Origin of the sequence: Viridibacillus sp. FSL H8-0110 (genome assembly GCF_038003565.1) — a bacterium.
Taxonomy (GTDB): Bacteria; Bacillota; Bacilli; order Bacillales_A; family Planococcaceae; genus Viridibacillus; species Viridibacillus arenosi.
Genome location: NZ_JBBOPJ010000001.1, coordinates 3,284,510 through 3,310,112 on the forward strand (window position 1 = coordinate 3,284,510; position 25,603 = coordinate 3,310,112).

General features: G+C 37.4%; 24 protein-coding genes. All 24 read right to left on the reverse strand.

The features are described from left to right. Position 1 precedes the first annotated feature (1 nt). Complete coding sequence (gene pnp / locus MHH98_RS16485) at positions 2–2,113, reverse strand: polyribonucleotide nucleotidyltransferase (protein WP_038184243.1); 2,112 nt, start codon at positions 2,111–2,113, stop codon at positions 2–4. 182 nt (positions 2,114–2,295) lie between these two features. Beyond that, positions 2,296–2,565, reverse strand: coding sequence for a 30S ribosomal protein S15 (gene rpsO / locus MHH98_RS16490; protein WP_038184240.1), 270 nt, complete (start codon positions 2,563–2,565; stop codon positions 2,296–2,298). Positions 2,566–2,722: 157 nt separating this feature from the next. After that, a complete protein-coding gene (gene ribF, locus MHH98_RS16495) occupies positions 2,723–3,670 on the reverse strand; it encodes a riboflavin biosynthesis protein RibF (protein WP_076065504.1) in 948 nt (315 codons plus the stop codon). Between the two features lie 15 nt (positions 3,671–3,685). After that, the gene (gene truB, locus MHH98_RS16500; protein WP_076034001.1) at positions 3,686–4,600 is read right to left on the reverse strand and encodes a tRNA pseudouridine(55) synthase TruB; all 915 of its coding nucleotides are present in this window, start codon (positions 4,598–4,600) and stop codon (positions 3,686–3,688) included. Between the two features lie 86 nt (positions 4,601–4,686). Then, positions 4,687–5,037 (reverse strand): 30S ribosome-binding factor RbfA, encoded by a 351-nt coding sequence (rbfA, locus tag MHH98_RS16505; protein ID WP_038184234.1) that lies wholly within the window; start codon positions 5,035–5,037, stop codon positions 4,687–4,689. Positions 5,038–5,056: 19 nt separating this feature from the next. Next, a complete protein-coding gene (locus tag MHH98_RS16510; protein WP_038184231.1) occupies positions 5,057–5,335 on the reverse strand; it encodes a DUF503 domain-containing protein in 279 nt (92 codons plus the stop codon). After that, positions 5,332–7,800 (reverse strand): translation initiation factor IF-2, encoded by a 2,469-nt coding sequence (gene infB / locus MHH98_RS16515; RefSeq protein ID WP_038184228.1) that lies wholly within the window; start codon positions 7,798–7,800, stop codon positions 5,332–5,334. Before infB ends, MHH98_RS16510 begins: the two co-directional genes overlap by 4 nt. A gap of 14 nt (positions 7,801–7,814) precedes the next feature. Continuing rightward, positions 7,815–8,126, reverse strand: a complete 312-nt coding sequence (locus tag MHH98_RS16520) for a YlxQ family RNA-binding protein (protein WP_038184225.1) — start codon at positions 8,124–8,126, stop codon at positions 7,815–7,817. Next, positions 8,123–8,401: an RNase P modulator RnpM gene (gene rnpM / locus MHH98_RS16525; protein WP_038184222.1), complete on the reverse strand. Its 279-nt coding sequence runs from the start codon at positions 8,399–8,401 to the stop codon at positions 8,123–8,125. The genes MHH98_RS16520 and rnpM overlap by 4 nt, the downstream gene beginning before the upstream one ends. An 84-nt stretch (positions 8,402–8,485) precedes the next feature. Continuing rightward, positions 8,486–9,628, reverse strand: coding sequence for a transcription termination factor NusA (gene nusA, locus MHH98_RS16530; RefSeq protein ID WP_038184218.1), 1,143 nt, complete (start codon positions 9,626–9,628; stop codon positions 8,486–8,488). A 20-nt stretch (positions 9,629–9,648) separates the two neighbouring features. Then, a complete protein-coding gene (gene rimP, locus MHH98_RS16535) occupies positions 9,649–10,131 on the reverse strand; it encodes a ribosome maturation factor RimP (RefSeq protein ID WP_038184215.1) in 483 nt (160 codons plus the stop codon). A gap of 133 nt (positions 10,132–10,264) precedes the next feature. Further along, entirely contained in the window at positions 10,265–14,599 is a 4,335-nt protein-coding gene (locus MHH98_RS16540; RefSeq protein ID WP_076065414.1) for a PolC-type DNA polymerase III, read from the reverse strand. Between the two features lie 72 nt (positions 14,600–14,671). Beyond that, positions 14,672–16,378: a proline--tRNA ligase gene (locus MHH98_RS16545; RefSeq protein WP_076034003.1), complete on the reverse strand. Its 1,707-nt coding sequence runs from the start codon at positions 16,376–16,378 to the stop codon at positions 14,672–14,674. Positions 16,379–16,414: 36 nt separating this feature from the next. Beyond that, complete coding sequence (gene rseP / locus MHH98_RS16550) at positions 16,415–17,674, reverse strand: RIP metalloprotease RseP (protein WP_038184205.1); 1,260 nt, start codon at positions 17,672–17,674, stop codon at positions 16,415–16,417. Positions 17,675–17,721: 47 nt separating this feature from the next. Further along, positions 17,722–18,867 (reverse strand): 1-deoxy-D-xylulose-5-phosphate reductoisomerase, encoded by a 1,146-nt coding sequence (locus tag MHH98_RS16555; protein ID WP_340713277.1) that lies wholly within the window; start codon positions 18,865–18,867, stop codon positions 17,722–17,724. 17 nt (positions 18,868–18,884) lie between these two features. Beyond that, positions 18,885–19,679, reverse strand: a complete 795-nt coding sequence (locus MHH98_RS16560) for a phosphatidate cytidylyltransferase (RefSeq protein WP_038184199.1) — start codon at positions 19,677–19,679, stop codon at positions 18,885–18,887. A gap of 3 nt (positions 19,680–19,682) precedes the next feature. Continuing rightward, a complete protein-coding gene (locus tag MHH98_RS16565; RefSeq protein WP_038184196.1) occupies positions 19,683–20,468 on the reverse strand; it encodes an isoprenyl transferase in 786 nt (261 codons plus the stop codon). A gap of 140 nt (positions 20,469–20,608) precedes the next feature. Continuing rightward, positions 20,609–21,166, reverse strand: a complete 558-nt coding sequence (gene frr / locus MHH98_RS16570) for a ribosome recycling factor (protein WP_038184193.1) — start codon at positions 21,164–21,166, stop codon at positions 20,609–20,611. After that, positions 21,166–21,891 (reverse strand): UMP kinase, encoded by a 726-nt coding sequence (pyrH, locus tag MHH98_RS16575; RefSeq protein ID WP_038184190.1) that lies wholly within the window; start codon positions 21,889–21,891, stop codon positions 21,166–21,168. The genes frr and pyrH overlap by 1 nt, the downstream gene beginning before the upstream one ends. Before the next feature lie 86 nt (positions 21,892–21,977). After that, complete coding sequence (gene tsf, locus MHH98_RS16580; protein WP_038184187.1) at positions 21,978–22,862, reverse strand: translation elongation factor Ts; 885 nt, start codon at positions 22,860–22,862, stop codon at positions 21,978–21,980. A gap of 102 nt (positions 22,863–22,964) precedes the next feature. Further along, entirely contained in the window at positions 22,965–23,684 is a 720-nt protein-coding gene (gene rpsB / locus MHH98_RS16585) for a 30S ribosomal protein S2 (RefSeq protein WP_038184184.1), read from the reverse strand. A 155-nt stretch (positions 23,685–23,839) separates the two neighbouring features. After that, positions 23,840–24,412 (reverse strand): hypothetical protein, encoded by a 573-nt coding sequence (locus MHH98_RS16590; RefSeq protein WP_038184181.1) that lies wholly within the window; start codon positions 24,410–24,412, stop codon positions 23,840–23,842. A gap of 8 nt (positions 24,413–24,420) precedes the next feature. Then, positions 24,421–24,732: a hypothetical protein gene (locus MHH98_RS16595; protein WP_038184179.1), complete on the reverse strand. Its 312-nt coding sequence runs from the start codon at positions 24,730–24,732 to the stop codon at positions 24,421–24,423. A 15-nt stretch (positions 24,733–24,747) separates the two neighbouring features. Next, the gene (locus tag MHH98_RS16600; protein ID WP_038184175.1) at positions 24,748–25,518 is read right to left on the reverse strand and encodes a FliA/WhiG family RNA polymerase sigma factor; all 771 of its coding nucleotides are present in this window, start codon (positions 25,516–25,518) and stop codon (positions 24,748–24,750) included. Positions 25,519–25,603 lie beyond the last annotated feature (85 nt).

The following is a 25,603-nucleotide window of genomic DNA, read 5'->3' on the forward strand; positions in this document are numbered from 1 at the left end:
TTTACTTTTGCTCTTCACGTTCTTTTTCTTCTTTTAATACTACTTTACGAGAAAGGTTTACGCGACCTTGGTTGTCGATTTCGATGACTTTTACAAGTAGTTCATCTTCTAGTTTTAGAACATCTTCTACGGCTTTAGTGCGCTCTTCTTGAATTTCAGAAATGTGTAGTAAACCGTCTTTACCTGGGAAGATTTGAACAAATGCACCGAATTTTTCGATACGTTTTACTTTACCCATGTAATATTCGCCTACAACTGCTTCACGTACGATATTTTCAATGATTTCTTTTGCACGTGCGTTCATTGCTTCATCAACAGAAGAGATGTAAATTGTACCGTCTTGTTCAGTATCAATTTTCACGCCAGTTTCTTCGATGATTTTATTGATTTGTTTACCGCCAGGTCCGATAACATCACGAATTTTATCTGGGTTAATTTTAACCATGATAATTTTCGGAGCATATTTAGAAAGATGATCACGTCTTTCTGGCATAGTTGCAAGCATAGACTCTAGTATATGCATACGACCAATTTTCGCTTGAGTTAAAGCTTCTTCTAAAATTTGATTTGATAATCCATCAATTTTAATATCCATTTGAAGTGCAGTAACACCTTTTGCAGTACCCGCTACTTTGAAGTCCATATCACCCAGGTGATCTTCCATTCCTTGAATATCAGTTAAGATTGAATAATGTTCATCTTTTTTAATAAGACCCATTGCAATACCTGCAACTGGTGCTTTAAGAGGAACACCTGCATCCATCATCGCTAAAGTTGAAGCACAAATACTTGCTTGTGAAGTAGATCCATTAGATTCTAATACTTCTGATACGCAACGGATTGTGTAAGGGAAGTCTTTTTCGTTTGGAATAACTGCTTCTAAAGCACGTTCACCTAACGCACCATGGCCGATTTCACGACGGCCTGGTCCACGAATAGGTCCAGTTTCTCCTACTGAGAATTGAGGGAAGTTATAATGATGCATAAAGCGTTTAGACTCTTCAACACCTAAACCATCGATAATTTGAACATCACCTAGTGCTCCTAAAGTACAAACTGAAAGTGCTTGAGTTTGTCCACGTGTAAACAAGCCAGATCCATGTGCTCTTGGAAGTAAACTTACTTCTGAAGATAATGGACGAATTTCATCTAATTTACGACCATCAGGACGAATTTTATCTTCTGTGATTAAACGGCGAACTTCTTCTTTCACCATTTTATCTAGAATTTCGCCAACTTGTTTTAAAGTTGCTTCATCCGCTTCAGCTTCTTCGTATTTTGCAACAACTTCAGCTTTTACAGCATTAATTGCTTCTTCACGAGCATGCTTTTCATAAGTTTGGATAGCAGCAACCATTTTAGTTCCGAATTCCGCATTGATTTCAGCGTATAATTCTTCATTTATTCCGTGTAATATTACTTCCATTTTTTCTTTGCCGACTTCAGCAGCAATTGTTTCTTGGAAAGCAATTATTTTTTTGATTTCTTCATGTCCAAACATAATAGCTTCTAACATTTTTTCTTCAGGAACTTCTAAAGCACCTGCTTCAACCATGTTAATCGCATCTTTTGTACCAGCAACAATTAAATTAATTGTTGAATTTTCCCATTGTGCAACTGTTGGGTTTACGATGAATTCACCGTCAACAAGCCCAACTTGGACACCTGCGATTGGTCCGTCAAATGGAATATCAGAAACCATCAAAGCAAGTGATGATCCGAGCATAGCTGCCATTTCTGAAGGGCAATCTTGATCTGCTGACATAACCATAGAGATTACTTGTACTTCATTACGGAAGCCATCAGGGAATAATGGACGGATTGGACGGTCGATTAAGCGAGATGTTAATACCGCTTTTTCAGAAGGACGTCCTTCACGTTTGATAAACCCACCAGGGATCTTACCAACTGCATATAATTTTTCTTCATAGTTAACTGTTAATGGGAAGAAGTCTAATGGTTTTGGGTGTTTTGAAGCAGTTGCATTTGATAGTACAACCGTTTCTCCATAACGTACTAATACCGACCCATTAGCTTGCTTTGCGAGCTGACCTACTTCGATTTGTAAAGGTCGTCCGGCCCATTCATAGGTATAAACCTTTTTTTCGTTCATTTATTTGAACTCCTCTCTCAAAGAAAACATCTATTCATGTATTTATGTAGTACTATTAGTTTATCAAAAAAGGGAGGCTTATGCGAAACATTTCAATTCTTTATATTCAAATTGTCGTAGGAGGTTAGTTTATTGAAGCATAAAGAAAAAGCGGGACAAGCCCGCTTTCACAAAATTGCATGTTATCGACGTAAGCCGAGTTTAGTAATGATTTCACGGTAGCGTGGTACGTCATTTTCACGTAAATATTTTAATAAGTTACGACGACGTCCAACCATTTTGAATAAACCGCGACGAGAATGGTGGTCTTTTTTATGAGTACGTAAGTGCTCATTTAAGTTGTTAATCTCTTCCGTAAGGATAGCGATTTGAACTTCTGGTGAACCAGTATCACTTTCGTGTACACGGAATTCAGAAATAATTTCGTTTTTGCGTTCTTGTGTTAGTGCCATCCTATTCACCTCCTAAATTGAAATATCCCCAAATGCTGAGCAAACGTTGGTGATTCGAAAGCCAAGCAATGGTTCAGTGGTTGCAAATGAAATACTTCATTTAGAGCAACTCACTTATGAAATAGTAACATAAGCGCCTAATAGAATCAACTATTATCTAACGTTCACGTAAATATTTCATTGCAGTTGCCTTATCTATTTCGATTTGTCTTTTCAGCGCGTCGATTCCATCAAACTTTTGTTCTGATCTTAAATGCTTATACCAATCTATTTGTACTTCTTCAGCATAAATATTTTTGTTGAAGTCCATAATATGTACTTCTATTGATAAACTTTTTTCATCTGGGTTTTTGAATGTTGGTTTATATCCCACGTTACAAACACCATCGAACCATTCATTTTGTACTCGCATTCTTACAGCATAAACACCATTAGCCGGTATGAACGTACCTTCATGCGCTTGAATATTCGCAGTTGGAAAACCAATCTGACGTCCTCGTTTATCACCATGTACGACAATCCCTGGAATTTGGTATGGTCTTCCTAGAAGAATATGAACAGCTTCCATTTCACCCACTTGTAACAACTTACGAATTCTAGTCGAGCTAATTTTCTCGTCTTCCTGAACTTGCTTATTAATTATAGTAACATCGAAGTCTTCATTGCTGAGTGACTTCATTTCTTCCATCGTTCCTTTTCCAAATGCACCAAATGTAAAATCGAAGCCTGCTGTCACATGTTTTACATTTAATTTACGAATAAATACATCTACAAATTTACTAGGACTAAGCTTAGCGAAATCCGAAGTGAAGCGTACGACGAATACCGTATCAACTCCCATACTTTCAAGGATATCTAGCTTTTGCTTTATTGGTGTAATATAAAAAACTTGTTCTTTACTTTGGCCTAATACAATCGAAGGGTGAGGATCAAACGTCATAACAGCCGTTTTCAAGTTTTTCTCGTGTGCTTGCTTTTTCGCATGCTCAATCACCGCTTGATGACCTCGATGTACTCCATCAAAAAAGCCGATTGCAAGCGAATAGGGTCCTTCAATATCTGGATGACTAATTTGGTGAGGGTACATTAATTGAATAACTTTCATCATAAAGACTGCCTCCTAATCAACAGCTGGGAACATTTTTTCTGGCTTCATAAGCCCATCTTTTGTTGGATGCTTAATATAAATAGCAACCGCTCTCCCATTTTCTACAAATACTATTTTATCATGTTCTTCTAGAGATGAGTGCATAGGAAGTACTTGTCCATTTGTAATTTGCTTATGATTCTCTTCATCAATTTGGAAAGTTGGATAATTAGTTAATGCTTGCTCAATTGGCATTATTACTTTATCCAATTCCTCCGCCTCAGCAATTTCACGTAATTCAGAAATTGTGACACAATCTTCCTTCTTAAAATTTCCAGAAGCTGTACGAACTAGTGAAGCCATATGCGCAGGGTACCCTAACTCTTCACCTATTTGTACAGCTAAAGTGCGAATATATGTCCCTTTGCTACATGCAATGCGAACTGGGAAAGTGATAGTAGCTCCCTCATAGACCAATTCATCATCTAGTAGTTCTAAGCTATAAATCATAACATTACGAGATGGACGTTCTATAATCTGACCTTGGCGTGCGTATTCATATAATTTCCGTCCATTTACTTTCACAGCTGAATACATCGGTGGTGTTTGTGAAATTTCTCCAGTAAGGTTAGCAAGTACCTGTAATAATTGTTCACGAGAAATGGTTTTGATACTACTATCTTCTGCCACTATTTCCCCTTCAGCATCTTCAGTTGTAGTAGATGTGCCAATTGAAATAACAGCCTCATACGTTTTACCTGCGTCTGTCAGATATTCTGCTAGACGTGTTGCATTGCCAATACAAATCGGCAAAACACCTTCTACACCCGGATCAAGTGTACCTGTATGCCCTACTTTTTTCGTTTGCAATATTTTGCGTAATTTAAATACGCAATCGTGAGAAGTCATTCCCCGTTCTTTCCATAGAGGAAGAATGCCATGTTGCATTCGTGTCAACTCCTTTTTAGTATAAATAATTTTATTTTAAAGACAGAAAAAGCCTGCAAATAATAAGGTTTGCAGGCTTGTTTCAATTATTGATCTTTTGATTCATGTAGTTGACGTAAAAGCGTGTCAATTTTATTACCATATTCAGCCGATGAGTCAAATTCAAAGGATAATTCTGGTGTAATTCTTAAACGAATACGTTGACCAATTTCAGAACGAATAAAGCCTTTTGCTTTTTCAAGTCCTTTTAATGTGTCCTGACGCTCTCTCTCAGTACCTAAGCTAGTAATATAAATTGTTGCTTGTTGTAAGTCACCTGTTACTTCAACATCTGTTACAGTAACAAATCCGACGCGAGGGTCTTTTAGTTTACGAACGATAATATCGCCGAGTTCCTTTTTCATTTGTTCTGCAACACGGTTCGCGCGCATACTCATAATCGTTTCACCTCAATTTTTATAAGTACTCTCTTTGTATGTTTAGTCGTTCCCATTCGGGATTTGATTCTAGAAGTTGAAGAGCACGAGTGAGCTCACGATCTGCTGCATCCTTAGAAGAAGCAACAGTAACAATCGCGAGCAATGCTCTTTGCCAAACATCTTGATGATCAATTTCTGCAATGGAAACATTGTACCGCTGTTTTGTACGGGTAATCATACTTTGCAAGACAGCACGTTTTTCTTTTAACGAATGGGCCGCAGGGATGAAGAATTCACACTCTGCGTAGACAATCATTTGCGGACAATTTCTTCCATGATGAATGCTTCAATTACATCTTCTGTTTTAATGTCATTGAAGTTTTTCACTGTAAATCCACATTCATAACCTTTAGCTACTTCTTTTGCATCATCTTTGAAACGTTTTAAAGAGTCTAATTCGCCTTCGAAAATAACGATACCCTCACGGATAACACGAACACCACTATCGCGCGTAATCTTACCTTCAAGTACATATCCACCAGCAATTGTGCCGACTTTAGATACTTTGAATGTTTCACGAACTTCTGCTGAACCAATTATTTTTTCTTGGAATTCAGGATCTAATAATCCTTTCATTGCAGCTTCGATTTCTTCAATTACTTTATAAATAACACGGTGTAGACGGATATCTACTCCTTCAGCTTCAGCTGCACGTTTCGCATTAGTATCTGGACGTACGTTGAAACCAATGACAATTGCATTTGATGCGGCTGCTAATGAAATATCAGATTCTGTAATTGCACCAGCACCCGTGTGGATGATACGCACATTTACACCTTCTACATCAATTTTCATTAACGAAGCTGCCATTGCTTCTACTGTACCTTGAACGTCAGCTTTAACGATTAAGTTTAACTCTTTCATTTCGCCTTGGCTCATTTGTTCAAATAAATTATCAAGAGTTACTCGTTGTTTTTCAGAGCGTTGTGCTTGAATAGCAGTCGTTGCACGTGCTTCCCCTACTTGACGAGCTGTTTTTTCATCTTCGAATACTACAAAACGGTCGCCAGCTTGAGGAACTTCACTTAATCCAGTAATTTCAACTGGTGTAGAAGGACCTGCAGTTTTTACGCGACGTCCAATATCATTAACCATTGCACGAACACGTCCGTAAGCGTGGCCAACTACAATTGGATCTCCTATGTTAAGAGTACCATTTTGTACTAATAAAGTAGCAACAGATCCGCGACCTTTATCTAGTTGTGCTTCGATTACAGTACCAATAGCTTTACGTTTTGGATCAGCTGTTAATTCGCCTACTTCTGAAACTAACAATACCATTTCAAGTAATGAATCAATGCCATCTCCTTTTAATGCTGAGATAGGAACAAAGATCGTTTCGCCGCCCCAAGCTTCTGGTACTAGACCATGCTCAGTAAGCTCTTGCATTACGCGATCAGGGTTAGCTGTTGGTTTATCCATTTTGTTTACAGCAACAATAATTGGAACTTCTGCAGCTTTTGCATGGTTGATTGCTTCAACTGTTTGAGGCATTACACCATCATCAGCAGCAACTACTAAAATTGTTAAGTCAGTAATTCTTGCACCACGCGCACGCATTGTTGTGAACGCTGCGTGTCCAGGTGTATCTAGGAATGTAATTTTTTTGTCGTTTACGACTACTTGGTAAGCACCAATATGTTGTGTAATACCGCCAGCTTCTCCAGCAGTTACTTTTGTGTTACGAATTGAATCTAGTAATGTTGTTTTACCATGGTCAACGTGACCCATAATTGTTACAACTGGTGGACGTTCTGCTATGTTATTTGTATTTACTTCTTCTTGGTCACCCTCAAAGTAAGTTTCTAGGTCTGTTACGTCGATACGAATTTCTTCCTCAACTTCCACACCATAATCAGCACAGATTAGTTCGATCGCATCTTGTTCAAGCTCTTGGTTAATTGTCGCCATAACGCCAAGCATGAATAATTTTTTGATGATTTCAGATGGTTCACGGCCTAATTTTTTCGCTAATTCGCCTACAGATAATGATTCGAAGAAAGTGATTTTTTCTGGTAATTCTTTTTTCACTGCAGGTACAACTGGTTGTGGTCTTTGTTTACGACGTTGCCCACCATTAATACCTGGTTTTTTTCTTTGATTAAAGTTACGGTTTCCACCTTGTTGGTTGGATTGACCACCAGGTCCGCGATTTGTGTTACGGTTTTGGCTTGAATTTGAATTCGAGCCAGTTCTTGTGTTCGAATTCGTATTTGGTTTATTGTTTGAACCTGTATTTGGTCTTGAGTTTGTGTTCGTATTTGAATTCGAATTTGGTCTTGAACTTGTGTTTGTGTTTGGTCTTGAACCTGTGTTTGTGTTTGGTCTTGAATTAGTATTTGGTCTTGAATTTGAGTTAGAACGATTGTTTGAATTTGAGTTTGAGTTGTTTTTTGAAGTGGAATTGTTATTCATAGTACTTCCTTGATTAGTATTTTGTTTTGGTTGAGCAGCGCTAGTTTGTGGTGCTTTTTCGTCTTTTCTAGCGTTCGGACGATTCCCTTGTTGTCCTCTGTTTTGGTGCTCAGTTTTTTTTGGTCCTTGAGATGATTGTGCGTTAATTTTCATTTTAAATACACCATCTAATTTGCTAACTGCATCTTTTTCTAACGTAGACATATGGTTTGTGACGTTTATTTGTAGCTTTGTAAGCTGATCAATAACTTCTTTACTTGACTTATTTACTTGTTTCGCATATTCATGGACGCGTAATTTTGTCATGTATTCACCCCCGGTTAGATTTCGTTGAGAAGCTCGGACAGTTTTTTCGCAAAACCGTCATCCACGATGGCTAATGAGACCCGTGCGTCTTTCCCCGTGGCATGTCCGAGATCATATCTAGTCCCGAACTCCTGCAACTCAACGTTGAAAGAATGACATTTATCTTGCATTTTTTTGCGCGTATTGGCAGATGCATCTGTTGCTAAAATAACAAGCTTCGCACCATTATTGCGCACTTCTTTAATAACTTGTTCTTCGCCTGAAACGATTTTACGAGCCCTGGCAGCCAATCCAAGTAAATTTAAAATAGATTGCTGTGGCGTCATGTTAACGTCTCCTTGCGAATGACTTTTAAAAGGTCTTCATATACTTGTTCAGGAATTTCCACTTCTAACTGATGTTTCAGTACATTTTTCTTTTTCGCTTCTGCAACAGCTGTTTCGGATTTCGAAACATATGCACCGCGACCTGATTTCTTGCCTGTAACATCAACGGAAACTTCGCCTTCTTTAGAACGAACAACCCGGATCATTTCTTTTTTAGGAAACATTTCACCAGTTGCTACACATTTTCTTAAAGGAATTTTTCTGTTTATCGACATAAGAACACACCTTCCTTTTAGCGTAAGAACTATTGGCCATAATGGTTCTATTAGAAGACTTTGCATATGACCAAATGCTATTACTTATTCTTCGTCGTCTTTATATAAATCAACCTCAACGTCATAATCTACATCTTCTTCGTCTTGAGCTTCCTCATAAACAACAGTTGATGATTGAGTTGGGTAGATTCCTAATTCTCTTGCATCTGTTTCACTCTTAATATCAATCTTCCAGCCAGTCAATTTAGCAGCAAGGCGCGCATTTTGACCGCGTTTACCAATAGCTAAAGATAATTGATAGTCAGGAACAACTACTGTAGTTGACTTTTCTTCTTCATCAACTTGCACATCAAGAACTTTTGAAGGACTTAGTGCGTTTGCAACGAATACTACAGGATCTTCTGACCATTCAACGATATCGATTTTCTCACCGTTTAGTTCGTTAACAATTGTTTGTACACGGGCACCTTTAGTACCTACGCATGAACCTACAGGATCCACTTCTTCATTATGTGCAAAGACAGAAATTTTAGAGCGATCGCCAGCTTCACGAGCTATTGATTTAATTTCTACTGTACCTTGGAAGATTTCAGGAACTTCTAATTCAAATAAACGACGAAGTAAACCTGGGTGAGTACGTGATACGTATACTTGTGGCCCACGAGAAGTACGTTCTACTTTCGTGATATACACTTTGATACGATCGTGAGGCGCATAAGACTCGCCTTGAATTTGTTCATTTTGTGGTAATACCGCTTCGACTTTACCTAAACCAACGTAAATATTACGTGGGTCTAAACGCTCTACAATACCATTTACGATATCATCTTCGCGATCCACATATTCTTCATAGACAATGCCACGTTCTGCTTCACGGAATCGTTGAGTAACGATTTGTTTCGCTGTAGTTGCAGCGATACGTCCGAAATTACGTGGTGTTTCTTCCTGTTCCACGATATCACCAATCTCATAGGCAGGGTTGATAACTTGCGCATCTTCTACAGAGATTTGTAAGCGATCGTCTTCTACTACCTCTACTACATCTTTTCTTGAATACAAGTGCATTGTACCGCGGTCAAGGTTTAAATCAACACGCACGTTTTGCGCTTGGTTGTAATTCTTTTTATATGCATTAATAAGTGCCGCCTCGATTGCTTCAATAATGATATCACGAGAGATACCTTTTGCTTCAAGTGCATTTAACGCACCAACCAATTCTTTACTCATTGTCTATTTCACTCCTACTATTAACTTTCTGCGGAAAAATCGATTGCTAATCGAGCTAATGCTATTTTATCTTTATCGATAACGACCTTAATTTTTCTTGTTTTAATCTTAACGTCAAGTTCTACACCTGCGTCTGAATAAGATTTTAAATAACCTTCAAATACTTTCATACCGTTAATGGCTTCATATGATTTAATATGCACGAATTGACCGATAGCCTTTTCAAAATCAGCTTCTTTTTTTAATGGTCGTTCTGCTCCTGGAGATGACACTTCAAGGAAATAATTTTGTTCAATTGGATCAGATTCATCCAATTTTAAACTTAATAATTCACTTACTTGAGCACATTGTTCAATGTCAATGCTTCCTTCAGGAGTATCAATGTAAACGCGCAAAAACCAATCGCGACCCTCTTTAACGAATTCAACTTCGACTAATTCAAGGTTTAACCCTTCTACTATAGGCGTTGCAAGTTGTTCCACTGCTGAGATAACTTTGCTCATACAATCCTCCTGACTCACTTCATGTTGTCATAACAACAGAAAAGAGCGGGAAATCCCACTCTTTTGCTGGTGTTCTATCAACAAATTAATTAAATAAATGATAGCACAGTATAGCCCGAAATGCAAATAAACCCTAGAACAGAGAGAGTTGGTTAGCATCTGGCATACCTTCTAAACAACCAAGTTTATCCATATATTCGATCAATGTTTTTGATACACGTCCACGTTGTTGCAAATCCTCTTTTGATAAGAACTCGCCATCTTCTCGAGCTTTAACAATAGCAAACGCTACGTTGTTACCAAGACCTGGAATTGCATTGAAAGGAGGGATTAAACTATCCCCATCAATCACAAATTCCGTTGCTTTAGAACGATACAAATCTACCTTTTGGAAATGATAACCACGTTCGCACATTTCTAAAGAAAGCTCAAGGACAGTTAGCAAACTTTTTTCCTTCGTAGAAGCTTCTAACCCTTTTGCATCAATTTCATCAATTTTTGACTTAATCATTTGTGAACCATTCACCATCGCGATAAGATCGAAGTCTGAAGCACGCACACTAAAGTATGCACAATAATAAAGAATTGGTAAATGTACTTTAAAATATGCAATACGCACTGCCATTAATACATATGCAGCAGCATGGGCTTTTGGGAACATGTATTTAATTTTCTTACATGAATCAATGTACCACCCAGGCACTTTATTAGCTTTCATTTCTGCTTCAAATTCTTCTGATAAACCTTTCCCTTTACGCACTGACTCCATAATTTTAAAGGCCAATGACGGCTCCAACCCTTGATAGATTAGATACACCATAATATCATCACGACAGCCTATAACTTCAGATAATACACATGTACCATTTTGGATTAATTCACTAGCATTCCCTAACCAAACATCAGTACCGTGAGATAGTCCAGAAATTTGGACAAGCTCTGAAAATGTCGACGGTTTCGTTTCTTCTAACATTTGACGAACAAATCGTGTACCAAACTCAGGAATACCCAAAGTACCTGTTTTACAGTTGATTTGCTCAGCTGTAACACCTAATGACTCTGGTCCATTGAAAATTTGCATAACCTCTACGTCATCAGTAGGAATTGTTTTGGGATCAATTCCTGATAAATCTTGTAGCATACGAATAACTGTCGGATCATCATGTCCAAGTATGTCTAGTTTTAATACGTTATCATGGATTGAGTGGAAGTCGAAATGGGTTGTTTTCCATTCAGAATCCTGTGCATCTGCTGGAAACTGAATCGGCGAAAAATCGTAAATATCCATATAATCAGGTACTACGATAATACCGCCTGGATGTTGCCCTGTTGTTCGTTTAACACCCGTACACCCTTGTACAAGTCTGTCTACTTCTGCACCACGGAAATTTAAGTTATTGTCACTTGCATAACCTTTTACATATCCATATGCAGTTTTCTCTGCGACCGTACCAATTGTTCCCGCGCGATACACATACTCTTCGCCAAATAATACTTTCGTATAGTTGTGGGCTTGTGGTTGATATTCACCACTAAAGTTAAGGTCGATATCTGGAACTTTATCTCCTTTAAATCCAAGGAAAGTTTCGAATGGAATGTCGTGACCATCTTTTTGATAGGGCGTACCACATTCAGAACAATCCTTATTCGGGAGGTCAAAGCCTGACCCAACAGAACCGTCATCAAAAAATTCTGCATGCTGGCAATTTGGACATACATAGTGTGGAGGTAAAGGATTTACTTCGGTAATTTCCATCATTGTTGCAACAAGTGACGAACCTACCGACCCCCTCGAACCTACCAAGTAACCATCATTTAATGATTTCTTCACAAGTTTATGTGAAATTAAATATATAACAGCAAATCCATGGCCAATAATCGATTTTAATTCTTTCTCAAGACGTGCTTCTACAACCTCAGGTAAGTTGGGTCCGTAAATAGAATGAGCCATATCATAACTCATATTACGTACTTCTTCGTCTGCACCCTCAATTTTAGGTGTATAAAGATCATCTTTTACCGGTTTCACATCGCCAATCATATTAGCAATTTTCTGAGGGTTCGTTACAACAATCTCTTTTGCAATATCGTCACCTAAAAAAGCAAATGCATCTAGCATTTCATTAGTAGTGCGGAAATGCACTTTTGGTAATGTATGACGATTCAATGGGTTTGCCCCACCTTGTGAACGGATTAAAATTTGACGGAATATAGCATCATTTTCATTTAAATAATGAACATTGCCTGTTGCCACAACAGGCTTATCTAATTTTTTTCCTAACTTGACAATTTTACGGATTATATCTTCTAAGTTCCATTCATCACGTACAAGTTCACTATCAATCAAATGTGAATATACAGCCTTTGGATGTACTTCTAGATAATCGTAGAATTTTGCAACTTGTTCTGCTTCTTCCATTGATTTTTGCATAACAGTTGTGAAAACTTCACCTTTATCGCAAGCTGAACCGATAATTAATCCTTCTCGGTACTTCGTTAACATTGAACGTGTAAGACGCGGTACACGGTAAAAAGTTTGCGTATGTGAAAAGCTAATAAGTTTAAAGAGATTCTTCAGACCGACATTATCAGTTGCTAAAATTGTACAGTGTGTAGGTCGAGCTCGTTTGTATGAGTCGCCTCCACCGATATTTTTGTTGAAATCATCGTGATATTTAATACCTTTTTCATCTGCTTCTTTTAAGAGATGTAAAAGTAGAAATCCTGTAGCTTCCGTATCATAAATTGCACGGTGATGTTGTGTTAATTCTATATTGAACTTTTTACATAAAGAATTTAATCTGTGATTCTTCATTTCTGGGTGTAAGAAACGTGCAAGCTCCAATGTATCAATAACCGGATGATTCTTCTCATCAATTCCTGCTTTTTTATAAGCTTCATATAAGAAACCTATATCAAATGAAGCATTGTGAGCAACAACAATTCCATCACCAATAAAATCATGGAATTTCTTTATCATATCCACAACTTCTGGTGCATTTCTAACCATATCATCTGTAATACCTGTTAGTTCGATCGTTGTTGCAGAAAGAGGATGATGAGGATTTGCAAAACTCTCGAATTTATCGACAACTTCACCATTAACGATTCTAACTGCAGCAAGCTCGATAATCGTGTCGTATGCAGCTGATAATCCAGTTGTTTCTACGTCAAAGACAACAAATGTATCCGTTTCAAGGAGGCGATGCTGTTCATCATATGCAATAGGTACACCGTCATCTACTAGATTGGCTTCTAATCCGTATAAAATTTTTATACCGTGCTTCTTACCCGCATTATAGGCATCTGGGAATGATTGAGCAACAGCATGATCTGTAATTGCAATTGCCGGATGTCCCCATTTAGCTGCTTGAGCAACAAGATCACCAACAGATGTAACGGCGTCCATTTGACTCATTGGAGTATGAAGATGTAGTTCGACACGCTTTTCACCTTCTGGAGCAGTATCTTTACGTAAGATAGGCTTTATTTCCATAATATCTTGTGCCATAACAATTAGATCACGAACAAATGTATCATTTTGAACGGAGCCTCGTGCCTTCACCCACATACCCTTTTTAGCCTGTTGCATAAGTGCAGCATCCTCTTTATCTCGTGAGAACATTTTAACTAAAATGGAATCAGTATAGTCGGTAATTTTCAAAGTCAGTAGCGATCGACCACTACGTAACTCTTTTACTTCTGCATCGAAAACAAATCCTTCAATCGTGATACGTCGTTCTTCATCTTGAATTTGTTGAATTTCCATCATTGCCTCATCTGGCTTTATAGGAATCCCCAGTTGGAATGGTCGGTCTGATACGTCTACACCACTTGGATTATCGTTGCGTTCTTTTTCACGCTTTTGCATATCTTCGACGGCTTTTTTTGCAAAAGCTTCCTCTTCTATACGGCGTTGTTCTAAAAATGCAAGTTGCGCTTCTGCTAATGCTTCAGTTGATTCATTAAGTTGAAAATCAATTGGCATATGCGGGAATCCATAGGTTTCATAAGCGTCCGCTATGATCTCTGTGTACTTTTTCTTAAGAGTCATCATTTCTAGCTCTTGTTGACAAGTGATCATCATTTTCTGACCATTCCATTCAGGCAGTTGTTTCACTAAACCTTCTCGCAATGGCGGGGATAGTTCATCTATGTCTTCAATCACTTTTAGCCAATAATCTGTTACTAATTCCTTTGAAATTGTTTGTTGCGGAGCTTTAATATCCAATTCAATTTGAGCAATTTGCGAAAATGCCTTTGTTAAGCGTGTTTCAAATTCGCGATACACACCAAATGGTAGAATCGCAGGTAATTTGAGAGAAAATCGCCAAACGCGTTCTTTTTTGTGTACGGTCATTCTAGCTAATTCAGCAGCATTAAAATAAGGCATATATACGTCTTCTGTTAAATCAATTTGTTGGAGCAGTAGTTGAAATTTCAACTTTGCGTCTTGCTCGTTTGTCATTATCCCACCTACCTTCTGTAAAAAAAGAAAAGAAGTACATTAAAGTACTTCCCCCTTTTGACTCATTCAACATTACTCAGCGTGAAAAAAGTTATTCAAACGATCGACTAACTCTTCTTTAGCCCATTCGAAAGTTTCGCCAGACTGTCTAAATTTCACTTCTAAAATACCTTCTGAAGCTTTTTTACCAATTGTAACACGTACTGGTAAACCGATTAAATCTGCATCTGCGAATTTAACTCCTGCACGCTCTTTACGATCATCATAAAGCACATCATAGCGATATGATTGTAACAATTTGTACGTTTCTTCAGTTAAGTTCTTTTGTGCCTCATCTTTTTCATTCACTGAAATCAAGTGAATATCATAAGGAGCAATTTGTTTTGGCCAAACAAAGCCATAGCTATCTTGGAATTGTTCTGCAACTGCAGCTACCAGGCGAGACACACCGATACCATAACAACCCATGATAAATGATTGAGCTCGTCCATTCTCATCCAGGAAAGTTGCTTTCATAGAGTCACTGTATGTTGTACCTAGTTTGAATACATGCCCAACTTCAATACCCTCAGCAAATTTAATTGTGCCCTTTCCGTCTGGAGATGGGTCGCCAATTTGAATAAAGCGTAAATCTTCAAAACGATCAATTGCAAAGTCACGGCCTGGATTTACATTAATATAGTGGAAACCGTCTTCATTTGCACCACATACACCGTTACGGATAGATTTGATTGCATTATCCGCAACCACTTTTACATTAATAGGAAGTTTTATAGGTCCTAAAGAACCAACATGACTACCTAGTAAATCAAAGATAACTTTGTCATCTGCTAACTCAACAGATTGTGCATCCAGTGCGTTTTTTAATTTAATATCGTTGATTTCATGATCTCCACGAGCTAATACAACAACTAGTTCGTCATCTACATTAAATACTAATGATTTAATACAAGATTCAGGTGATACTTTTAAGAATTCAACAATCTCATCGATTGACTTCTGGTCAGGTGTAGAAACTTTTTCAAGTTCTTTCATATCTTCATTTGAATGACTATACTCTACGTTTACTTCAGCCATTTCAATATTTGCAGCAAAACTTGATTCATCAGAGAACGCAATTGTATCTTCTCCAATTTCAGATAACACCATAAATTCGTGTGTATCTTTACCGCCTATTGAACCTGAATCTGCGATAACTGCACGGAAGTTTAAGCCAAGTCGAGTGAAAATATTCGTATAAGCTTTTACCATATCATTATATGTTTCATCTAAACTTTCACGTGTAGCATGGAATGAATATGCATCTTTCATAACAAATTCACGACCACGTAATAAACCAAAACGAGGGCGCTTTTCATCACGGAATTTATTTTGAATTTGATAAAGTGTTAATGGTAATTTTTTGTAAGATTTTACTTCATCACGCACTAAAGAAGTAATAACTTCTTCGTGTGTAGCTCCTAATGCAAAATCACGGTTATGACGGTCTTTTAAACGCATTAACTCTGGACCATATGCTTCCCAACGTCCTGTTTCTTGCCAAAGCTCAGCTTGCTGTAAAGCAGGCATTAACAATTCGACAGCATCGATTGCTTCCATTTCCTCGCGAACAATTTGCTCTATTTTTTTAAGTACTTTTGTAGCTAGTGGTAAGTATGAATAGACACCACTTGTATTTTGACGAATAAAACCTGCACGTAATAATAGCTGATGAGACTTAACGTCAGCATCAGCAGGTATTTCACGTAAGGTTGGGATAAATGTTTTGCTTTGTTTCATAAAAACCACACCTTTTGCGTTATTTATAATTATTTATTAAAAGAAAAATCTTTGAATATCGTTCCAAGTAACGACAATCATTAAAATCATTAACAACATAATACCAACAAAATGCACCATGCCTTCTTTTTGACGATCAACCGGTTTGCCACGTATAGCTTCAAAACCGAAGAATAATAGGCGTCCACCATCTAAAGCTGGTAGAGGTAATAAATTCATGATTCCTAGGTTGATACTTAAAATAGCTGCCCAGTTCATGACATTTGTCCACCCGTATTTAGCTACCTCTTCAGTTGCTTTGTATATACCAACAGGACCAGATAATGCATCTAGTGTAAATTTACCAGTTACAAGCATACCTAATAGTTCAAAGATTTTCATTGTCCATGTATACGTTTGCTCCACACCATACGAGAATGCTTTTAGTGGATTTTTTTCCATCGGACTTGAATATTGTACACCTATTTGTCCCATTTTTTGTTCATTTACTACAACTTCTTTTGGTGTTAGTGTAATTTGCGCTTTTTCTTCACCACGTTGTACATCCAAGGTCATTTCTTTTTTCGGGCTATTTTGAATAGCTTCAGATAATTCTTGCCAACTGTCAATCGCTTTGCCATTAATAGCCGTAACGACATCCCCTTTAGCGATACCCGCCGCTTGAGCTGGACTACCTTTTACTACATCAGCAATAACAGGCTCATTTGTTGGAATTCCCTGAACTAGTCCAATAACAATGAATATTATGCATGAAAGGATAAAGTTAAATAATGGCCCTGCAAAAATCGTCATTGCACGTTTACCTAATGATTTTGAATTAAACTGACGATCATAAGGAGCAATAATTGTTTCCGTGCCATTTTCATTAATAACTGCATCACGCGCTACATCATAACGCACAAGTTTTTCATCTTCGTCATAGCCTTCAATCCACAATTCCTTTTGTAGATCCGCCTTTTCAACTTCCAAAAATAACATGTCCGGTAGTTGCTTATTTTGATTTAAAACAATTTTTTCGATTTCATCTTTGTCATTCAGTTGCATACCGATTCTATAACCAGGTTGTAATTCGATATTGTCCATATCGTCTCCAGCCATTCGTACATAACCACCAAGCGGAAGTAATCGAATAGTATACAATGTTTCACCTTTTGTAATCCCTAAAATTTTAGGACCAAAGCCGATTGCAAATTCTCTAACTAAAATACCTGAACGTTTCGCAAAAATAAAGTGACCGAGCTCATGAAAAAATACAATTGAGCCGAACACTACTATGAATGCAATGATTGATTGCATGGAATCCCACCTTCTTCAGCTTGAAAAAATATCATTCAATCCTGTAGTTATTTTATCATGCTTTGAACTGATTTTCTCGTTTCTTTGTCTACGTGTAAAATAGTTTCTAAATCAGGTTGTAAAATGTTCACGTGTTTGTCCATAATTTTTTCAATAAGATCTTCAATTTCCAAGAATTTAATCTTTTCTTGCAAAAATGCTCCAACAGCTGCTTCATTTGCCGCATTCATGGCTGTAAGAATTGTCCCTCCCATTCGACCTGCTTTATATGCGAAATCAAGGCAGCGGAAACGTTGTAAATCTACATTTTCAAAATGTAATTGAGATATTTTCGCCAAATCAAGACGTTCTGCGGTTGAACGTGGTAAACGCTCAGGATAACTAAGAGCATATTGAATTGGTGTTCGCATATCAGGTGTACCTAGTTGAGCCATAATACTAGTATCATGATATTCAACCATTGAGTGAATAATACTTTCTCTATGTATTAACACGTCAATATTATCATAATCCACATCATATAACACTGCCGCTTCAATGACTTCAAGTCCTTTATTCATCAATGTTGCTGAATCAATTGTAATTTTGGCTCCCATTGACCAGTTCGGATGATTTAACGCCTCTTTTATAGTTACGTTTTTTAAATCTTCACGCGTTTGATCGCGGAAACTACCACCAGAAGCAGTTAATATTAAACGCGAAATGTCTTTTCGGTTCTCGCCGTGCATCGATTGCCATAAAGCTGAATGTTCACTATCTACTGGTAAAATTGCCACACCATGTTTTTTAGCTTCAGACATTACTATATGACCAGCAGTAACTAATGTTTCTTTATTAGCAATGGCAATATTCTTCTTAGCTTTAATCGCAGCTAATGTTGGTTCTAATCCAACACTACCTAATACTGCGTTGACCAACACATCAGCTTCAGGGCAAGTAGCTACGTCTAGTAAGCCTTGTGCACCAAAAACAAAATCAGTTTTCGGAAACTCTTTTTGCAATGCAACTGCATCTTCAGCCAATTGCACTGATACGATAAGAGGTTTAAATTCCTTTACAATTTCACGTGTTTTTTCGATATTTTTCCCTGCAGAGAAGGCTACAAGTTGAAACGAATCTTTATGGTCCTTCACAATATCTAACGTTTGAATACCAATAGATCCTGTTGCGCCTAGTAAACTAATTGATTTCATCAAAATATTCTCCTTCTTCATCCAACAAAGTGCAAGAAATGCAACAATGGTAATACAAATAATAAACTATCAAAACGGTCTAAAATACCGCCATGTCCAGGTAATATTTTACCGGAGTCCTTTACATCATAATGACGTTTAATCGCTGATTCTACTAAATCGCCCAATTGACCGAAAATAGAAGCAATAACCGTTACAATAATTAAAGTGACATATGTTGTTTCAATACCAACAATCAGTTGGAATAGTATTGCAAAGACAATAGCGGTAACAATCCCGCCTACAAATCCTTCAATTGTCTTATTTGGTGAAATTTCTGGCCACAATTTGTTTTTTCCAAGCTTGCGCCCTACAAAATAAGCACCTGAGTCAGTTGTCCACACGATAACCAAGGCATAGATAACATATTCTAACCCTTCCATTCGTGTTTCAATCAAATAATGGAAACCCATACCTACATAAAGCACACTAATAATAACAAACCCTACTTCATCATAGGTGAACTTGTTTTTAATTAGCACTGTATAAATTAGTAATAGAATAGCACCTAAAAATAGAAATTCCATTTTCGAATAAGATGTTACTTCTAAAACTTTTGCCTCCCAATCATTTGGCATTAGCAAAATAAACATTGTTAGTAATGTTAGAATGCCTTGTACTGAAAATAGCGATATACCCTTCATTCGTAAAATTTCATACAGACCAACTGCTGCCATCGCATATACTAATAACGAAAATGGAAGTCCTCCCAAAACAACAAATGGTATAAATAACGCAGCAGCAATGACGCCTGTGATAATACGCTGTTTCACGTTTTATTCCCCTTTCAATCCTCCGTATCGACGATTACGTTTTTGATAATCGTTCACCGCATCTAAAAGTGAATGTTCGTCAAAATCCGGCCAGAGCGTGTCAGTAAAACAAAATTCAGTATATGCTAGCTGCCAAAGCATAAAATTACTCAAACGAATCTCTCCGCTTGTACGAATTAATAAATCAGGTTCTGGTAACTCACTAGTCATTAAATGCGTTGAAATACTATCTTCTGTAATATCTTCCAATGCAATTTCACCATCTTGAGCTTTCTGAACTAATTGTTGTACCGCTGATACTATCTCAGAACGGCTACCATAATTTAGTGCAAAATTTAATACCATCCCTGTATTTTTTTCCGTATCTTTCATCGCTTTTTTTACAGCATTTTGTGTATGTTCAGGAAGAGAGTCCATTTCTCCAATCATAGCGATTCGAATATTCAGTTCCATGAGTTCGGGTAAAAATGAAGTTAAAAATTCCTCAGGTAAGCGCATTAAAAATTCTACTTCCATTTTAGGTCGCTTCCAATTTTCAGTTGAGAAAGCATACAAAGTAAGAGCCTTCACGCCAATCGCATTTGCAGCCCTTGTAATTTTACGAACATTTTTCATACCTTCATGGTGACCAGCTACACGTGGCATTGCACGTTTTTTTGCCCAACGACCGTTACCATCCATAATAATAGCAATGTGTTTGGGCACAATTTCTCCAGTCATATCTGAAATTCGTTCCTGTAAATTTCGATTTTGTTTATCTGATTTTCTCCATACGAGTTTATTCAACATTTAGAATCCTCCACTAGCTTACAAATCGGAACGTATACTTCATCTATCATATCAAAAATAAGAATTCTTTTCCTTAATCTTGTTTAAAAAAAAGACGTCCCCTTAGTTAGGACGTCTTTTAGAAAACAAGGTTCTTGAAATTAAACTGCCATTATTTCTTTCTCTTTTTCTTTAGCAAGTTCATCAACTTTTACAATGCTTTCGTCTGTAGCCTTTTGGACATCATCAGCATAGCCGCGTAAATCGTCTTCTGTAATATCGCCATTTTTTTCGAGCTTTTTGAAATCCTCATTTGCATCACGACGCACGTTACGAATTGCAACTTTAGCATCTTCAGCAGACTTTTTAACAACTTTAACAAGTTCTTTACGGCGCTCTTCAGTTAATGCAGGGATTGCTAAACGAATTACATTCCCATCATTAGTTGGTGTAATACCAATATCTGATTTCATTAGTGCTTTTTCGATATCACCTAGAACTGTTTTGTCATATGGTTGAATTACTAAAAGACGAGCTTCAGGAACAGATATACCTGCTAATTGATTAATTAGTGTTGGTGCACCGTAATATTCAACTGAAATTCGGTCTAATAGTGAAGCGTTCGCACGTCCAGCACGAATTGAAGCTAGTTCGCGAGAATACGCGTTGATTGTTTTTGTCATTTTCTCATTCGCTTGAGTCATCACTTCTTTAGGCATTACGAATTCCTCCTAACAACTGTGCCAATAGTTTCACCCTGAACGGCACGTTTAATATTTCCATTCTCCATTATTGAGAATACTATGAGCGGGATATCATTGTCCATACAAAGTGTTGAAGCAGTAGAATCCATTACCTGCAAACCTTGTTGAATAACTTCTAAGTATGTCAAATTATCATATTTTACTGCATCTGCATTTGTTTTTGGATCAGCTGAATATACGCCATCTACATTGTTTTTCGCCATTAATATTACATCGGCGTTAATCTCAGCTGCACGTAATGCAGCTGTTGTATCTGTCGAGAAGTAAGGATTACCTGTACCAGCCGCAAAAATAACTACGCGTTTTTTCTCTAAATGGCGTACTGCTTTACGACGAATATAAGGTTCCGCTACTTGTGTCATAACTATTGAAGATTGCACGCGTGTTTCAACACCAAGGTTTTCTAATGAATCTTGTAATGCTAAAGCGTTCATCACAGTAGCTAACATACCCATATAGTCCGCATTTGCACGTTCCATACCCATTTCGCTACCGATCTTACCTCTCCAAATATTACCGCCGCCAACAACAAGGGCAACTTCTACTCCTAGGTCCACAACTTCTTTAATTTGTTCTGCTACTGATTTTACGATATTAGGAACAAGTCCGAAGCCTTGATCCCCTGCTAAAGCCTCACCGCTTAATTTGATGACGACTCTTTTGTATTGTGGCACACTCATTGGAAACCTCCGTCATACTTTTTTCTTGAAAAATAGGGAACACGAAAAGCTGTGCTCCCTAGTCTGATATATTAAATGTGTAATAATTAGTTACCTTTAACTTGGTTCATTACTTCTTCAGCAAAGTTGTCTTCGCGTTTTTCAATACCTTCGCCCACTTCATAGCGTACGAATGATTTTAAAGTACCGCCAGCAGCTTTAACGAAATCGCCAACTTTTTGGTCTGGGTTTTTAACGAATGGTTGGTCAAGAACACAGATTTCTTCGAAGTATTTACGTAGACGGCCTTCAACCATTTTAGCTACGATATTTTCTGGTTTACCTTCGTTAAGAGCTTGTTCAGTTAATACTTTACGCTCGTGATCGATTTCTTCTTGAGAAATTTGGTCATGAGTAATGTATTTAGGATTTAAAGCTGCAACGTGCATAGCTACGTCTTTAGCGACTGAAGAATCAGTTGTTCCTTCAACTACAGTTAATACGCCGATACGACCGCCCATGTGTAGGTATGGTCCGAATGAGTCAGCGTCAGTTTTTGTAGCGATTTCAAAACGACGAAGAGTGATTTTTTCACCAATTTTAGCAATCGCATTTGAAATGTGATCCGCTACTGTTAAACCGTTTTCCATAGTAGATTCTAAAGCCACTTCAACTGAAGCAGGTTTAGTAGCTAGAAGGTAAGCTGCTAATTCTTTTACAAGAACTTGGAAGCCTTCGTTTTTAGCTACGAAGTCAGTTTCAGCATTTACTTCAACTAGTACAGCTTCGTTTCCTTCTTCTAAAATGAAAGTTGTACCTTCAGCTGCAATACGATCTGCTTTTTTAGCTGCAGAAGAAAGACCTTTTTCACGTAGGAAGTCGATTGCTGCGTCCATATCTCCGTCTACTTGTACTAATGCTTTTTTACAATCCATCATACCGGCACCAGTTTTTTCGCGTAATTCTTTTACCATTTGTGCAGTTACTGCCATTGTTAGTTCCTCCTTGTGTAATCATGTTATGAATTTTTTTGTTTTCTCAAAAAAAGGCGATAAGAGGGTTTAGCCGCTTATCACCTGTTTCTTACTTGTGAATTACTCTGCTGCAGCTTCAGTAGCTGGAGCTTCTTCTTCACCTTGTTTAGACTCAATTAAAGCGTCTGCCATTTTTGCAGTTAATAATTTAACAGCGCGAATTGCATCGTCATTTGCAGGAATAACGTAGTCGATTTCATCTGGATCACAGTTAGTATCAACAATACCTACAAGAGGGATGTTTAGTTTGCGTGCTTCAGCAACAGCAATACGTTCTTTACGTGGATCTACAACGAACATAACATCAGGAATACCTTGCATGTCGCGGATACCGCCTAAGAATTTAACTAAACGTTCGTGTTGTTTTTTAAGTTGAACAACTTCTTTTTTAGGAAGAACTTCGAAAGTACCGTCTTCTTCCATTTTTTCGATTTGTTTCATACGAGCAACACGTTTTTGGATAGTACCGAAGTTAGTTAAAGTACCACCTAACCAACGTTGGTTAATATAGTAGTTACCAGAACGCTCTGCTTCTTCTTTGATAGCTTCTTGTGCTTGTTTTTTCGTACCAACGAAAAGCACTTTACCACCATCAGCACCAACTTGGCGCATGAAGTCATAAGCTTCCTCTAATTTTTTAACAGTTTTTTGTAAATCGATAATGTAGATACCGTTACGCTCAACAAAAATGTATTTCTTCATTTTTGGGTTCCAACGGCGAGTTTGGTGACCGAAATGTACACCAGCCTCAAGTAATTGTTTCATAGAAATTACTGACATGTGTGTTTCCTCCTGAAAATGGTTTTTTTGTCCTCCGTATTCGTCATTTGTAAGAGTAACTCTATTAAAAGAGCACCTGCTCCATACATCAGAATACGTGTGTATTGTAACACCACTTGCTACTATATCACACAATACTTACAACTGCAACAAATTTAGTGTTTAAACTTTAGTATCAGTTCAATTTCAGTTTTACCTTTTTGTAAAGATTTTGCAATTTCTTCGATTGATCGACCTTGAGAATATAGTTCTCGAACTTGATCCTCTACCGAAATTTCTATGCCTGCTACGGTCTCTTTTTCCGTTTGAAGAACTGCTTCAAACGTTTGGTGTTTTTTTTGTGGTTGAGTTTGGTTCTGTTTATAAGCTTTTGCTGCAACATTTTTTGATGCACTAATTGTTGATAGTAAAAAAGCTTCTTCGCTTTTTTGCTTTTGTTCCCTTTCAGGTACAACTGGAACTTCTTTTTCTTCCAACAATTGTACCACCGGCTCATTGTTAGTTGTTTTATTTATTATATTAATGTTGGAAAGCTCTTCGATTAATCGATTGTTTTCATCACGCATTTCAGCCAAATATGCACCAACAGCATTATCCATGTCATCTTTTAAACGCTCTTGTTTTACTTCAATATCTTTAAAACGAGAAAGCTTAGTATATAGCATGATAATTAAAAAGAAGCTGATGATTTGCGCCATGAATAAAAAGACAAGTATTGCAACTACCATTGTTGCTCCTAACCGCTATAATCCACAAATTGTCCTTTATATGGATGTTTAGCTTTTTCTTTCACTTCTTCTGAGTCATGCTTTTTCTTACTATTCTTGCCACTACCTGATTGATTATTCGCAGATGGATCTTCATCTTTAATCTCATCGGTACTTTCCGATTCCAATACAGAAGTGCGATTGCGCTCAATTTGGCGTTGCAAAGCTGCATTGGCCAAGTCTTGGTTCGTGTTTACTTGTTGTTGTGCTTGGTCAGCCATTTTACCCGCTTCAAATGTTTTTGGAATAGCTATTTGAAGCTCGACACCTTTTAAGCTCATACAACATGCCTCCATTTATGCATTTTGCATTTCAGATGATAATAGATTCCGCAATTTAAATAATGCTTTTGAATGGATTTGTGAAATACGTGAAGTTGAAAGCTCTAGCATTTCTCCAATTTCAGTGAGTGTCATTTCTTCTGTATAAAACAGACTTAATACAAGTTGCTCTTTCTCATTTAACTTCAATATATTGTCCGCAAGATCCCCGAGTAATTCCATTTTCACAACTTCTTGTTCAGGTGTTTTCACAGTATCATCACGAATAATAAATGATTTACCTTCATGATCATCCTGTTCTGAAGACTGCTCGTCCATTGATAATACATTTGAAATAAAGTGTTCTTGCATTGTTTGATAGATATCATCAACAGGCACATCTAAAGTAGCAGCAATTTCCTCTGGTGTTACATGACGCATTAAACGTTGTTCTAACGACTCAATTTGTGCATCTAATTTTTTTGCTTTTTCACGAGCAGAACGTGGAAGCCAATCTTCTTTTCTAAGACCATCAATAATAGCACCACGAACGCGAAATGATGCATATGTATCAAATTTCAAATCACGAGTTGGATCAAATTTATTTAATGCATCGAAGAGTCCCATCATTCCAAGGCTTGTTAATTCATCCCTTGACACATTTTTAGGTAAGCCAGTACTAATACGCTGTACGTGATAGGATACTAATGGGATATACTTTCGTATTAGCAAGTCTCCTGCACGAGGATCTCGTTCAGCAGTCCAGCTACTCCAAAGCTTCTGCTCTTCATTAACAGTTGGTTGCATCGCCGAATCCTCCCATTTAGTAAAGTACAATTTGTAAATCTATTATATCAATCTATTTCTGTATAAAATCCTCTAATTCCAAGCA

Bases quoted from the DNA above. Each gene is read 5' to 3' on its own strand.
- rseP (WP_038184205.1), bottom strand. From the start codon at position 17,674: ATGCAATCAATCATTGCATTCATAGTAGTGTTCGGCTCAATTGTATTT.
- rpsB (WP_038184184.1), bottom strand. From the start codon at position 23,684: ATGTCAGTAATTTCTATGAAACAATTACTTGAGGCTGGTGTACATTTC.
- infB (WP_038184228.1), bottom strand. From the start codon at position 7,800: ATGACAAAATTACGCGTCCATGAATATGCGAAACAAGTAAATAAGTCA.
- pnp (WP_038184243.1), bottom strand. From the start codon at position 2,113: ATGAACGAAAAAAAGGTTTATACCTATGAATGGGCCGGACGACCTTTA.
- MHH98_RS16555 (WP_340713277.1), bottom strand. From the start codon at position 18,867: ATGAAATCAATTAGTTTACTAGGCGCAACAGGATCTATTGGTATTCAA.
- MHH98_RS16600 (WP_038184175.1), bottom strand. From the start codon at position 25,518: ATGCAACCAACTGTTAATGAAGAGCAGAAGCTTTGGAGTAGCTGGACT.
- pyrH (WP_038184190.1), bottom strand. From the start codon at position 21,891: ATGAGTGTGCCACAATACAAAAGAGTCGTCATCAAATTAAGCGGTGAG.
- rnpM (WP_038184222.1), bottom strand. From the start codon at position 8,401: ATGTCGATAAACAGAAAAATTCCTTTAAGAAAATGTGTAGCAACTGGT.
- MHH98_RS16520 (WP_038184225.1), bottom strand. From the start codon at position 8,126: ATGACGCCACAGCAATCTATTTTAAATTTACTTGGATTGGCTGCCAGG.
- tsf (WP_038184187.1), bottom strand. From the start codon at position 22,862: ATGGCAGTAACTGCACAAATGGTAAAAGAATTACGCGAAAAAACTGGT.
- MHH98_RS16595 (WP_038184179.1), bottom strand. From the start codon at position 24,732: ATGAGCTTAAAAGGTGTCGAGCTTCAAATAGCTATTCCAAAAACATTT.
- nusA (WP_038184218.1), bottom strand. From the start codon at position 9,628: ATGAGTAAAGAATTGGTTGGTGCGTTAAATGCACTTGAAGCAAAAGGT.
- frr (WP_038184193.1), bottom strand. From the start codon at position 21,166: ATGCCTAAAGAAGTGATGACTCAAGCGAATGAGAAAATGACAAAAACA.
- MHH98_RS16565 (WP_038184196.1), bottom strand. From the start codon at position 20,468: ATGTTGAATAAACTCGTATGGAGAAAATCAGATAAACAAAATCGAAAT.
- MHH98_RS16545 (WP_076034003.1), bottom strand. From the start codon at position 16,378: ATGAAACAAAGCAAAACATTTATCCCAACCTTACGTGAAATACCTGCT.
- rimP (WP_038184215.1), bottom strand. From the start codon at position 10,131: ATGAGCAAAGTTATCTCAGCAGTGGAACAACTTGCAACGCCTATAGTA.
- MHH98_RS16510 (WP_038184231.1), bottom strand. From the start codon at position 5,335: ATGATTGTCTACGCAGAGTGTGAATTCTTCATCCCTGCGGCCCATTCG.
- MHH98_RS16590 (WP_038184181.1), bottom strand. From the start codon at position 24,412: ATGGTAGTTGCAATACTTGTCTTTTTATTCATGGCGCAAATCATCAGC.
- MHH98_RS16540 (WP_076065414.1), bottom strand. From the start codon at position 14,599: ATGACAAACGAGCAAGACGCAAAGTTGAAATTTCAACTACTGCTCCAA.
- rpsO (WP_038184240.1), bottom strand. From the start codon at position 2,565: ATGGCACTAACACAAGAACGCAAAAACGAAATTATTTCTGAATTCCGT.
- truB (WP_076034001.1), bottom strand. From the start codon at position 4,600: ATGCAACATGGCATTCTTCCTCTATGGAAAGAACGGGGAATGACTTCT.
- ribF (WP_076065504.1), bottom strand. From the start codon at position 3,670: ATGAAAGTTATTCAATTAATGTACCCTCACCAAATTAGTCATCCAGAT.
- rbfA (WP_038184234.1), bottom strand. From the start codon at position 5,037: ATGAGTATGCGCGCGAACCGTGTTGCAGAACAAATGAAAAAGGAACTC.